Here is a 12,069-nt window from a genome sequence, read left to right as displayed (position 1 = left end):
CTACAACCTCTTTACCCAACGGCGGTAAAGAGGTTTTTTAATGCCAATATGTTGACTGTAACGACGATTTAATTGTTTCCGTGAGAGCAAAACGTCTAAAAGTGATTTCACTCCACTATAAAGGGCGCTTTGCGAAAACGGCAAGGCGTTTAATTTTTAGGAGGAATTCACTATGATGCAAATCACCAAACCCGTAAGTTTTGAAAATGTTGTTAGTATGGAAGACCTTTCAGCAGAAGACGTTATGTCCTTTATCCATGAAGCAATTGAATTTAAGCAGGGCAAACAGGTTGAATTGGCCCGACCGGTTTATGCCGCAAATTTATTTTTTGAAAGTAGCACCCGGACACATACCAGCTTTGAAATGGCTGAACGAAAACTTGGCCTTCAAGTATTAAACTTTGATCCATCAAACAGTTCACTTAAAAAAGGTGAATCAATGGGGGACACTGTTAAGACATTTCAAGCAATTGGTGCGGATGTTGTTGCAATTCGGGATAAGAAAAATGAATATTACAAAGATTTGATCCAAGATCCTAACATTCATTTGGGTATTGCCAATGGCGGTGACGGCTCAGGCCAGCATCCATCACAATCATTGCTAGACATGATGACCATTTATGAAGAATTTGGTCACTTTGAAGGGTTAAATGTTGCCATCGTTGGTGATCTGACTCACTCACGGGTTGCCCGTTCAAATATGGAAGTTTTAACCAAGCTTGGCGCCCACGTCTTCTTCGGCGGCCCCAAGGAATGGTATACGGAAGACTTCCAGAAGTACGGCGAGTGGCTGCCAATTGATGAGTTGGTATCCCAAATGGATGTTATGATGTTTCTTCGGGTTCAGCACGAACGCATTGCCGCTGACGAAAATGGTAGTTTCTCCGCGGAACGTTATCATGAAACTTACGGCCTAACCCGTGAACGTGAACAGCGGATGCCGGAACACGCAATTATCATGCACCCGGCACCTGTTAACCGAGGGGTTGAAATCGCTGATGAACTAGTTGAATGTGATAAATCCCGTATCTTCCGGCAAATGGAAAACGGTGTGTTTGTCAGAATGGCGATTATGACCAGTATGCTTCGTTACCGGGGACTCGTAAAAAGCGAATATTAAAAACGACTTCCTATATATTATGACATTTAATAACATAACCTTATAAGTGAAGGGATTTTGACATAAAATGAAACGCGTGATAGCAAATGGTCGTGTTCTTGACGGTGACAAGCTGGTTAAACGAGATATTCTCATAGAAGATGGTCTGATCAAATCAATCGCACCGGTTATCCAGGCTGATAACGGTGTTGATGACGTCATCGATGCTCATGGACATTTTGTGAGTCCCGGCTTGGTTGATGTCCATGTCCATTATCGACAACCGGGGCAGGAGAATAAGGAAACCATCAAAACAGGCAGTCTGGCCGCCGCTCATGGCGGTTTTACGACGGTGTGTGCGATGCCCAACTTAAAACCGGCGCCCGATAATCCGGAACATTTAAAAGAGATTATGAAATTGAATCAAAAAGACGGCGTTGTTCATATTAAGCAATACGCAACCATTACAACGAATCGTGAAGACGATGAATTGGTTGACTTTGAAGCCCTGAAAAGAGCCGGTGCGTTTGCATTCAGTAATGATGGCAACGGGATTCAGAAAAGCAGTACGATGTATGAGGCTATGCAGCGGGCAGCGGATTTGAACATGGCAATTGTGGAACACGTTCAAGACGATGACTTAACGTACGGTGGCGTCTTAAACGATGGTGCTGCAAAACGGCTGCACGTTAAAGCAATGCCTTGGGTGAGTGAAACAGCGCAAGCTGCCAGGGACATTGAATTAGCACAAGCCACTGGGGTTCATTACCACATTTGTCACGCTTCATCCAAGCACACCGTAGCGTTGATTAGAGCTGCCAAAAAGGCGGGAATTCACGTTACAGCGGAGGTAACTCCGCACCATCTGTTATTGTCAGATGAAGATATTAAGGAAGATAATTCATATTATAAGATGAATCCGCCATTAAGAGGCGAAGATGATCGTCAGGCACTGATTGAGGGCTTGCTGGACGGGACAATCGATATGATTGCAACTGATCACGCCCCTCACACCAAAGCAGATAAGGATCAGCCAATTGCGACTGCCGCCTTTGGAATTACCGGTAGTGAGACGGCTTTCAGCACACTCTATACAACGTTTGTTAAGACTGGTCGTTTCACATTGGCTCAATTGATTAACTGGATGGCTAAAAAGCCGGCTGATGTCTTTAGTATGGCAGGGGCTGGCAGCCTGAAAATTGGTCAACCGGCAGATATTGCCATCTTTAATCTTGATGAAGCACACGTTATTAAAGAAAGTGCGTATCTCTCCAAGGGAAAGAATACGCCCTTTACCGGTAGGACGGTGTTTGGTGATACCGTTATGACACTGGTTGATGGTCAACCGGTTTATAAGAAATAAGCTGTTTAAAAACGGGTTTTAAACAGTTTCTTACCTAAATTAAGCATTAAAACGTCTAAAAAATAAAAGAGCACCTTGCCGGCAACCGAGTTTAACCCGGAATTGCCGGCAAGATGCTCTTTTACTTTAGAAATAACATATAGTAACTTACAGCAGACACTGCTTGTGCTGTGTTAACCGCGCCGCTTTTAATCCATTTAAGCACTTGTTGAAGCGGGACTAACTGACTATTGACGAATTCATCCTTATCAAAGTGGGTTTGAACCCGTTTTTGTGGATCAAATTTAATCAGCATTAGATCCGCAAATTGGTCCATGAAACCCTCCGAAGAAGTGATTCGGGTCATTTTAGTAACTGTATCGGCAATATAGCCAGTTTCTTCCTGCAATTCACGTTTGGCGGCCTGCTCACTGGTTTCGCCGGGATTGACAATTCCGGCAGGCAGCGATACGGAATCACTGTTGACACCGGCCCGGTACTCGCTAGTCATAACCACCTCTTCATTGGCTGTTATGGCCAAAATCGTAATGGTCGGGGCAGTTTTGATCAGATCCCGTTCAACCCTTAAGCCGTCTGGTGTTTCGATGTGTAATTGATCCACGGAAAACACCCGGCCCGTATAAACTGATTTTCGATTGATGATTTTTCCCGGTTGATGCCATGTTTGAAACATCTTTTCACTCCTTCAAAGAAATAAATACTACCTTAATCATAAACTTTTAAGCAGCCGGCTTCAAAGAAATTTCGGGAGTTATTGTTAACTGGTCAGCTTGATGCCGACAATGCTGACTAAAAGTAAAATAACAAATAGCCAGGTTAGCATTGAAAGTTTATCACCGAACAGAATAATGCCGGCAATGACCGTTCCAACAGCGCCAATACCGGTCCAAACCGGGTAGGCAATGCCAATTGGCAGCGATTTGGTTGCGTGTGCTAATAGTAGAAAGCTAATGATCATACCAACAATCGTGACGATGGTCCAATCCAGTTTGGTGAATCCATGACTGAACTTCATTGAAATTGCCCAAACAACTTCAAATAGACCTGCAATGATTAATGTTATCCAATTCATAAAAATTTCCTCCTCGTAGACGAAAAAAGTACCCCTCCTCAATTCCTTCTTAGACCTAACGGAATTGGAAAGCGTACTTAAAAAATTGCTACCCGGTGGCAGTCGTATTAATTATTATATAGCGTATCACATTTGAAGATGGCTGGCCAATTTTTTGCGTAACTTAATTAATGTTTCAGCACACGAACCCGAAATACAGCATCGATCTTGCCAAGCTTTTCGATCAATTTATTATCTTCCTCGTTCTTCAGATTATCGAGATCGATCATCGTGTAAGCAATGTCTTTTCGAGCGGCATTACTCATACTTTCGATGTTGATACCGGCGTTGGCCAAAGCAGTCGCAATTTGTCCAACCATGTTTGGGATGTTTTTGTGGATCAGCGTAATTCGGTAAGGGGCTTGGAATGGTACCTGAAGATTTGGCAGGTTCACGGAGTTTTGGATGTTGCCGGTTTCCAAATAGGTCATAATCGTATGGGCACCTTGAGTCGCACCATTTACTTCAGCTTCATCTGTTGAGCCGCCAATGTGGGGTGTTACGACGACATCATCACGATTTAACAGAATATCTTCGCCAAAATCGGTCATGTATGTTTGGAGATGGTGTGCGTCCAGTGCTTCGACGGCGGCCTGATTATCAACAATACCACCTCGTGAATAATTAAAGAGGTGAACGCCGTCCTTCATGACTGCCAACTGTTCCTTACCGATTAATCCGGTTGTTTCTTCGTTTTTAGGGACGTGGACGGTTACGTAGTCGGCACTTTTTAAAGCTTCGTCCAAAGTCCGGGCTCGGGTGATACTGGTTGAAATATGCCAAGCAGCATCCGATGATAAGTATGGGTCATAACCAATAACGTTCATTCCCAGGGCGCTGGCGGCGTTGGCTACTAATGAGCCGACATGGCCAACACCAATAACGGCTAATGTCTTGCCGGTCAGCTCGGTGCCCTTAAACTTGGTTTTATCGTGTTCGGTTCTCAGTGAAATATCCGCGCCACTGTTATGAGCGGAGTAGTCGGCGGCGTCAAACAGATTCCGAGAACTGGCAACCAGCAGCGAAATAATTAATTCCTTAACGGCGTTGGCGTTACTGCCGGGTGTGTTAAAAACCGCAATGCCGTTTTGAGTAGCCCGATCCAGCGGGATATTGTTAAAGCCAGCACCGGCCCGGGCAATAATCTTAAGACTCTTTGGAAACGTTACGTCATGTAAATTAACTGAACGTATCAGATAGGCGTCCGCGTTGTCGGTTTGATTAATCTGATAATTATCCGTGAACTGATCTAAGCCTGCTTGGGCAATTGCATTATATGTTTTTACTTGATACATATCTTTTCCCCCTAGTGTTGTTTTTCAAAATTATATAAGAAGTCGACCAGTGCTTGAACACCAGCTAATGGCATCGCGTTATACAGACTGGCCCGCAGACCGCCAACGCTTCGGTGACCTTTCAGGTTCTTTAAGCCGGCTTGATCCGCTTCGGCAATAACCTGTTTATCGAGCACTGGATCAGTTGTTTTAAATGGAATGTTTGTTAAAGAACGATCGGCTTTTTTGATGTCATTATGAAATAGAGTGGATTGATCCAGAAAGTCATAGAGGAGTGCCGATTTCTTTTTATTAAGTGCTTCGATGCCGGCAATGCCGCCCTGCTGTTTTAACCATTTAAGAACCAAACCGGTAGCATAAATGGCAAAAACCGGTGGCGTATTGAACATGGAGTTCTTCTTAACGAATAGTTCGTAGTTTAGGATGCTGGGAATGTGATCGACATGGTTGACCAGGTCATCTCGGACAATGACGACAGTAACGCCGGCAGGACCTAAATTCTTTTGAACACCACCGAAAATCAAACCAAAATCGCTTACTTGATATTCTTCAGCCATGAAATTGGAGGATAAGTCGCCGACCAGCGTTACATCACCGTGTTCGGGAAGCGTATGATAAGCCGTTCCCTCAATCGTATTGTTGGTAGTGATGTGGAGATAGTCGTAGTCACTGGCAGAAATAGCGTGTGGCATATGTGGCAGTTCCTGATAATGCTTATCTTTGGTAGAGTCGAGAACGTCTACGGTAACACCTAGGTTGGCAGCTTCATCGCCAGCCCGGGTTGCCCAGTGGCCGCTGTCCAATAAAGCGATCCGCTTGTGCTTGGTTGCAAGATTCATTGGAACAGCCGCAAATTGACCGGTGCCGCCGCCTTGAAAAAACAGAATATGGTAATTATCAGGAACATGCATCAGGTCTTTGATATCCTGCTTGGCTGTATCGATAATCTTATCGAACATTTGAGAACGATGAGAAATTTCGAGGATACTCATCCCAGACCCTTGTAACGAAGGCAATTCCTCCTGAATCTGCTTAATAACCGGGTCGGGAAGCGTGGCCGGACCTGCTGCAAAATTATATACCGTCATGTGCTAAAACTCCCTTTCAAAAAGATAGCCCTCACAGTAGTTAACTAACGCTGTGAGGCTGGTGGTGCATTTTTAACGGCCTCACAGTGATGCTGACGTTCATCTATGTAAGGCCTTTGTCATTCATTCAAATCAAAAGATAGCCTACATAGATGTCACTGTAGACCAGGAGGATGATACGACTCGCTTAAAACTGCTTAAAATAACGTTCATTGCCAAGACCTCCATCTCTTTCTAATTAAAATCTAACAGAACGGTGACAGAATTGCAACCTAATTTTGGTAATAAGTAAATAAAATCTACTTATTTTGATTTATTATTCGGAATTTGCCGAAAGTTCGGCTTTTTCTTTAATTGTAAATATGCGATAATACTTTAAAACCCCTTGGAGGAATTTTAAATGACTGATTTTTATTTTGTTCGTCATGGTCAAACAGCGGCCAACGCTGCCGGTTTAAAGCAGGGAACAATTAATACTAAAATTACTTTTTTAACGGAAACCGGAAAGAAACAAGCGCAAACGGTGCACGAACATTTTGATATATCGTTTGCGGACAGAATTGTGGCAAGCCCACTACAGCGGACAAGAGACACTGCTGACATTCTAAATCAGAGCGCGCACCTACCGATAACTTATGACAAACTGCTTCTCGAAATATCGTACGGGAATTGGGATGGCTCTAAAAATGCGGATCTGGAAGCTGAATATCCCCAGGTTTTTGACCATGTTTTAAATGATGTGCTGCCAAGTTACGCGCCACTTGCTCATGGTGAAACGTTCACGCATGTAATTGACCGGCTGATCATTTTATGTCTGTTACGGCGCAAAAGTATCAGGATGAAAAAATCATTGTGGTAACACACGGTTTCACGATTAAGGCGGCGGTCTTGGCAGCACTGGGACGCCCTGACAATCCGATGGTCGTTGAAGAACCCGATAACTTAAGCATTACCAGAATTACCCGAAAGGCAAGTAGTGATAATTACTATTTGCGTTATTATAACCGGGTAGTTGATTCAAAATTCTAATATAGTTTGACAAATGTTCCTAATTCCGCTATATTAATGGCACTAAGTAACGAAGGAGGAAGCCGTCATGCAAATTTCAGCTGCTAAACGAATGTGTTGTTCAATGTGTCCGGATCGCGTTAGCGCTGATGACGGCTTCTTTGGTAAATAATCGTTTAGCGGTTCTATATAGCCCATGGTGGAGATTTATTTGACCAAGGGTGGATTGTGTAACGATTGCCGAAAGTGTCTCAATTTCAGTGCTAATGCTGGAATTGGGGCACTTTTTGTTTACTTTGAATTTTGAAAATAAGGTGGCGGTTGGTTGCGTTCCAAATGTCAGATGAAACGGTTTAAAGAACAGTTTAATTTATTGGAGGGAAAAACATGCGTCATTTTAAGTCAGTATTATTATTGGTGATTGCAGGCGTACTAACGTTAACATTGGCGGCTTGCGGCAAATCAGCAACCAAGCAGTCATCAGCAAAGAAGCAGACATTGAATTTAAGCACCACGGCACCACTGGATACAATTGATATTTCAAAGTCTTCCGGTTATGGTCAAACTGGAAACGTTTTTGAAAGTTTTTATCGTTTGGGTAAGAATGGCAAACCGACTGCCGGTCTTGCCAAAAGCGGCAAAGTGTCAAAAGACGGCAAAACATGGACGTTTAAGTTGCGCGACGCAAAATGGAGTAACGGTGATAAAATTACCGCGCAGGATTTTGTTTACTCCTGGCGGCGAACTTTAAATCCCAAAACTAAATCGACGTACGCTTATCTGTTTAGCGGCATTAAAAACGCGGATGCCGTTAATGCCGGTAAAAAAGCGCCCAGTACTGTCGGCATTTCAGCTCCTGATAGCAAGACGGTAGTGATTAAATTAGATAAGCCGATTGCCTACTTTAAGGTTTTGATGGCTTATCCACTGTTTGGCCCTCAAAATCAAAAAGTAGTTGAGAAATATGGTAAGAAGTATGGTACCAAGTCACAATACATGGTTTATTCCGGTCCCTTTAAAATTCAAAATTGGAACGGTACCGGTAATAAATGGCAATTTGTAAAAAATAATCAGTATTGGGATAAAAAAGTTGTTAAACTTCAAAAAATCAGCTATACAGTTGTCGGCAGTCCGACTACCGGATTGGAATTATACCAGCAGGGTAAGTTGGATTTAACACCATTGTCTAACCAGCAAATTAAGAACTATCAAAACAATTCTCAATTTAAACAATACCCGTATTCCTTCATTGGCTATTTGCAATACAACTTTAAGGACAGTAATCGAATTAAGCGGGCCGCCTTTAACAACAAAAATATCCGTTTAGCGATGTCTTTGGCAATCGATCGTTCTGTACTGACTAAAAAGGTGATGGGCAATGGGTCAAACACGCCTAAAGGATTCGTTGCTTCCGGTTTGGCTAATGATCCCAAGACAGGTGAAGACTTTGCCAAGCAACAGTATGTCAAAGGAACCGTTGACTACAATCCTAAGCTGGCTAAGCAGTATTGGGAAAAAGGCCTGAAGCAAATTGGTCAAAAGAAGCTTAATGTTACGATTATGGGTGCTAATGACAGCTCGGATGATCCGGCTACCAGTGCTATTACCCAGTATTTAAAAGCCCAATACGCAAAAGTCTTACCTGGATTTGACCTGCAAATTCGGAATGTGCCAAGTCAAAATGCGCAGCAGGATGCCTTAAAGGGTGATTTCGACATTTATTTGACTGGTTGGGGCGGTGATTTTAATGATCCGATTACCTTCCTGCAAATTCCGGAATCCAACACATCGTATAATTACGGCAAGTATAAAAACGCTAAATATGATGCTTTAATCAACAAAGCGCAGAATCAGGATGCCAATAATGTGGATAAGCGTTGGCAGGATCTGGTTCAAGCAATCCGACTTTTCAATGGTGATCAGGGCATGACACCATTGTACCAGCAGGTTACCTCATATCTTCAGCGGTCGAGCCTGAAGGGGGTTATTCACAATACGGCTGGAACGCAGTGGAGTTATAAATATGCTTATAAGAAGTAATAATTGACAATAACTTAAAGGGGCTGAGACAGAAGTAATTTTGTCTCAGCCCCTTTGGGTAATCGCGATTATTACCGTAGAAAACGCCGCCGAAAGGCAACTTTAGTGAAGCAAAGCATACAGCCAATAAATTAGAAACCCCAAGCAGAGACCCATAGACCCATTGATTAAAATTTTAACGGAACAGACAAACGTTTCCCGCTTAACCTGTTTGTGGGTGAATAGGCGCATCTGCTTAATCATAAAGGGTAACGGCACGATGATAGCGATTAATGTAATTGGGTAAACGCCGATATAAATAGCGATTAAAACCAAGGCAATTGCCAATCCGTTTAAAATATTCCAGATAAAAACGGCGGGTTTTACGCCTAAGTAGTGCACAATGGTGTGTCGCTTGTTCATTTCATCTTCGTGGGCATCACAGATGTTATTAGCAAACATAATATTAGCAATCCAGACAAATTCCGGAGAAGCTGCAAGTAAAATTTCCAATAATAACGGCCAATGCCACTGGAAAATTTGATAGGAATTTATGTAAACTGAGATTAGCGTGATCATGACGCCCATTGTAAAGCCGGATGCCAATTCACCAAAGGGGGTGCTGGAAATCGGGATCGGCCCGCCGGCGTAAAGTAATCCGATTAGAAAGCAAAAAATCCCCATCCACAAAAGCGGCAGGCCAACTTGAACGGTGAGATAAATCCCAATTAGTGCGGCAACCCCAAACATCGTTGCATCATAACTTGAATTAGACGGATTGACAGGTGTTCACGGCCAATAATATTGGTACCGGTTTTGTAAATTTCTTGATCGGAATGTCGATAATCACTGTAATTGTCCCAAATATCGACAAACATGTTAAACAGAAACATGGCAATAAAAAATAAAATGGCATTGACGGCATTAACTGAATTTAAAAAGTACCAACTGAAGAATAAACCCACAATAAACGGGAAAACGCTGGCAGATTTAGCTTTAAATTCGACCAATTCCAAGAAATTTGCTAAACTCATTTAAATCCTCCATAATAAAAATAAATTTGAAACAACCTTGATGCTAAAGATTAAAACGTCATATACAATTATATAACAAACCGTCAAATAAGTGAGGAACCAAAAATGACTCAAACCAACAAAACACCTGAATCAAAAGTTGAATCACTTTTTAATAAAATTGCACCAAATTACGATAAGATGAATTCGCTCATTAGTCTTGGCAATCATCAACGCTGGCGAAAAATCGCCATGCAGCGTTTGGAAGTCCAACCCGGCAACTTTGCGATCGATCTTTGCTGCGGCACCGGTGATTGGACTATTTCACTAGCTAAAGCTGTTGGGCCGGCTGGTCAGGTAGTGGGACTGGATTTCAGCAAAGAGATGCTTAAAATTGCTGATGAAAAGATTAAAGCTGCCGGTGTGGCAGACCGAGTAACCTTAGTTGAAGGAGACGCCATGCACCTGCCCTTTGATGATAATAAGTTTGATGTTGCTACCATTGGCTTTGGTTTGCGTAACGTTCCCGATGCCGATCAGGTCTTACGTGAAATGGTTCGCGTGGTTCGAACAAATGGCAAGATCGCCTGTTTGGAAACGTCTCAACCCACTAATCCGGCGATTAAACTGGGCTGGAGTGCCTATTTTAAAACTGTTCCGGTGATGGCGAAGCTGGCGGTCGATAAGTATCGTGAGTACCACTACCTGCAACGGACGACCAAGCAATTTGTTTCAGCGGAAAAGCTGGCGCAAATGTTTGAGGACGCCGGGATGCATAATGTAACCTATCGGACGTTTACGTTTGGTGCGGCGGCACTCCATTTGGGAAGAGCCTGATTAACGGCTTAAAAATAGTTGAAGTCCCTAATGTTAAAGATAATTTTACTGTGGTATAATTTCGGCAATTCTGCTCAGTTGATTTTGTGAACAGAAATTTTATCGGAAGAGAAGATGATTATTTGACAAAAGAAGTTGCAACCAAGAAAGCGCCAAACGCTGTTGGGCCATATTCACAAGCTGTCCAAACCGGTAATACACTTTACTGTTCCGGCCAAATTGGTCTGGAGCCGACAACCGGAAAGTTAGTTAGTGCCGACGTGGTGGATCAAGCGACGCAAGCCTTACATAACCTCCGCGAAGTTGTTAAAGCAGCCGGTTTTAATTTCGATGATATTGTTAAGGTAACAGTCTTTATGGCCAACATTGCCGATTTTGGCAAAGTTAACCAGGTTTATGACCAGTTCTTTGGTGGTGCTGAGGTGTTGCCGGCTCGATCAGCTGTTGGGATTGCTGGCCTACCATTGGGTGCCCAAGTTGAAATTGAAGCAATTGCGGTTAAGGATTAATTCAAGAAATCAAAAGCAGTAACCGGAAACTTTACGGTTACTGCTTTTTTGACTGATAAAAAGCATGCTTTAAATAGCTGAACTATGGTTTTAAGCCCTTCAAAAGAAACTCGGCGGCTTCCCGGCTGACCTGTTCAATATTGATTGTCTGGCGGGCCAACGCTGCTGGTAAAACGTAGCCCATAATTGTTGTAACAATGTAACGGAGAATCCGATTGGTTGGCCATTTAACCAATTGGCCGGTCTCTTGATATTTTTTAAAAATTGATGCCATTGGCCCAACAAGTAGTTTTTGGAAATGGTTTTCCAATCTGGAAACAATTGCTTCGTTGGTAGTCACTTCGTGGAGAATAATTCTGAGCTGGGGCATATTGTCAAAAGCAAACGTCATTCGGTTCCTGATAAGTGCAAGAAGAAAATCGTTGAAATCCGGGAATGATGTTTTGGTCATCTCGGCCGTGAATTTTGCTACAGCTTTCGGAAGCACTTTTTGAATAAATGGTTCTATGATCGCGGCTAAGATGCCCTCTTTGGTTTTAAATTGTTTATAAACGGTACCTTCGGAAACACCGGCTGATTGAGCAATGTCGTGCGTACTGGTCCGTTCAAAGCCCTTCTCGGAAAAAAGCTTCAGGCTGGCGGTTAAGACCGCTTTTTGTTTTGCTGTCAGGTTGAGTTCACTTAAACTTTCAGTAATTAATGATTGAATGTAGCTGTTTGCCATAGG

The 12,069-nt window shown here is 42.9% G+C and carries 10 protein-coding genes and 2 pseudogenes; 6 read left to right on the top strand and 6 right to left on the bottom strand.

Annotated features, from left to right (window positions below):
* Nucleotides 1-172 precede the first annotated feature (172 nt).
* Nucleotides 173-1,120: an aspartate carbamoyltransferase catalytic subunit gene (locus JCM14108_RS03235; RefSeq protein ID WP_035178389.1), complete on the top strand. Its 948-nt coding sequence runs from the start codon at nucleotides 173-175 to the stop codon at nucleotides 1,118-1,120.
* A 67-nt stretch (nucleotides 1,121-1,187) separates the two neighbouring features.
* Nucleotides 1,188-2,462, top strand: a complete 1,275-nt coding sequence (gene pyrC / locus JCM14108_RS03230; RefSeq protein WP_035178387.1) for a dihydroorotase — start codon at nucleotides 1,188-1,190, stop codon at nucleotides 2,460-2,462.
* Nucleotides 2,463-2,583: 121 nt separating this feature from the next.
* Here the strand turns inward: pyrC and JCM14108_RS03225 are convergent, their stop codons facing one another.
* The 4 genes from JCM14108_RS03225 to serC form a co-directional block, all read right to left on the bottom strand.
* Nucleotides 2,584-3,135, bottom strand: coding sequence for an NUDIX hydrolase (locus tag JCM14108_RS03225; RefSeq protein WP_035178385.1), 552 nt, complete (start codon nucleotides 3,133-3,135; stop codon nucleotides 2,584-2,586).
* Nucleotides 3,136-3,219: 84 nt separating this feature from the next.
* Nucleotides 3,220-3,534 carry a DMT family transporter gene (locus JCM14108_RS03220; RefSeq protein ID WP_035178384.1) on the bottom strand — a complete coding sequence of 105 codons (315 nt, stop codon included), beginning with the start codon at nucleotides 3,532-3,534 and terminating at the stop codon, nucleotides 3,220-3,222.
* A 167-nt stretch (nucleotides 3,535-3,701) separates the two neighbouring features.
* On the bottom strand, nucleotides 3,702-4,868 hold the full coding sequence (locus JCM14108_RS03215; protein WP_035178383.1) for a phosphoglycerate dehydrogenase: 1,167 nt from the start codon (nucleotides 4,866-4,868) through the stop codon (nucleotides 3,702-3,704).
* An 11-nt stretch (nucleotides 4,869-4,879) separates the two neighbouring features.
* Nucleotides 4,880-5,956 carry a 3-phosphoserine/phosphohydroxythreonine transaminase gene (gene serC / locus JCM14108_RS03210; RefSeq protein ID WP_035178382.1) on the bottom strand — a complete coding sequence of 359 codons (1,077 nt, stop codon included), beginning with the start codon at nucleotides 5,954-5,956 and terminating at the stop codon, nucleotides 4,880-4,882.
* 400 nt (nucleotides 5,957-6,356) lie between these two features.
* Here serC and JCM14108_RS03205 point away from each other — a divergent pair.
* A pseudogene (locus tag JCM14108_RS03205) lies at nucleotides 6,357-6,985 on the top strand (histidine phosphatase family protein).
* Nucleotides 6,986-7,351: 366 nt separating this feature from the next.
* The gene (locus JCM14108_RS03200) at nucleotides 7,352-9,004 is read left to right on the top strand and encodes a peptide ABC transporter substrate-binding protein (RefSeq protein WP_035178381.1); all 1,653 of its coding nucleotides are present in this window, start codon (nucleotides 7,352-7,354) and stop codon (nucleotides 9,002-9,004) included.
* 102 nt (nucleotides 9,005-9,106) lie between these two features.
* On the opposite strand, the pseudogene JCM14108_RS03195 reads toward JCM14108_RS03200, so the two are convergent.
* A pseudogene (locus JCM14108_RS03195) lies at nucleotides 9,107-10,017 on the bottom strand (prenyltransferase).
* 105 nt (nucleotides 10,018-10,122) lie between these two features.
* Between JCM14108_RS03195 and JCM14108_RS03190 the strand changes: the two are divergent.
* Nucleotides 10,123-10,833, top strand: coding sequence for a demethylmenaquinone methyltransferase (locus JCM14108_RS03190; protein WP_035178379.1), 711 nt, complete (start codon nucleotides 10,123-10,125; stop codon nucleotides 10,831-10,833).
* Between the two features lie 122 nt (nucleotides 10,834-10,955).
* Nucleotides 10,956-11,342: a RidA family protein gene (locus tag JCM14108_RS03185; RefSeq protein ID WP_035178377.1), complete on the top strand. Its 387-nt coding sequence runs from the start codon at nucleotides 10,956-10,958 to the stop codon at nucleotides 11,340-11,342.
* Between the two features lie 82 nt (nucleotides 11,343-11,424).
* Here the strand turns inward: JCM14108_RS03185 and JCM14108_RS03180 are convergent, their stop codons facing one another.
* Nucleotides 11,425-12,066 (bottom strand): TetR/AcrR family transcriptional regulator, encoded by a 642-nt coding sequence (locus JCM14108_RS03180; RefSeq protein WP_035178376.1) that lies wholly within the window; start codon nucleotides 12,064-12,066, stop codon nucleotides 11,425-11,427.
* Nucleotides 12,067-12,069: the final 3 nt, after the last annotated feature.

Origin of the sequence: Lentilactobacillus farraginis DSM 18382 = JCM 14108 (assembly GCF_000583655.1) — a bacterium.
GTDB lineage: Bacteria > Bacillota > Bacilli > Lactobacillales > Lactobacillaceae > Lentilactobacillus > Lentilactobacillus farraginis.
Note: the sequence above shows the minus strand (reverse complement) of the source record. Positions and strands in the feature narration are given on the sequence as shown.

Excerpts from the sequence above, each read along its gene's own strand:
- JCM14108_RS03190 (WP_035178379.1), top strand. The coding sequence starts at position 10,123 with ATGACTCAAACCAACAAAACACCTGAATCAAAAGTTGAATCACTTTTT.
- serC (WP_035178382.1), bottom strand. The coding sequence starts at position 5,956 with ATGACGGTATATAATTTTGCAGCAGGTCCGGCCACGCTTCCCGACCCG.
- JCM14108_RS03235 (WP_035178389.1), top strand. The coding sequence starts at position 173 with ATGATGCAAATCACCAAACCCGTAAGTTTTGAAAATGTTGTTAGTATG.
- JCM14108_RS03215 (WP_035178383.1), bottom strand. The coding sequence starts at position 4,868 with ATGTATCAAGTAAAAACATATAATGCAATTGCCCAAGCAGGCTTAGAT.
- JCM14108_RS03200 (WP_035178381.1), top strand. The coding sequence starts at position 7,352 with ATGCGTCATTTTAAGTCAGTATTATTATTGGTGATTGCAGGCGTACTA.
- JCM14108_RS03225 (WP_035178385.1), bottom strand. The coding sequence starts at position 3,135 with ATGTTTCAAACATGGCATCAACCGGGAAAAATCATCAATCGAAAATCA.
- JCM14108_RS03180 (WP_035178376.1), bottom strand. The coding sequence starts at position 12,066 with ATGGCAAACAGCTACATTCAATCATTAATTACTGAAAGTTTAAGTGAA.
- pyrC (WP_035178387.1), top strand. The coding sequence starts at position 1,188 with ATGAAACGCGTGATAGCAAATGGTCGTGTTCTTGACGGTGACAAGCTG.
- JCM14108_RS03220 (WP_035178384.1), bottom strand. The coding sequence starts at position 3,534 with ATGAATTGGATAACATTAATCATTGCAGGTCTATTTGAAGTTGTTTGG.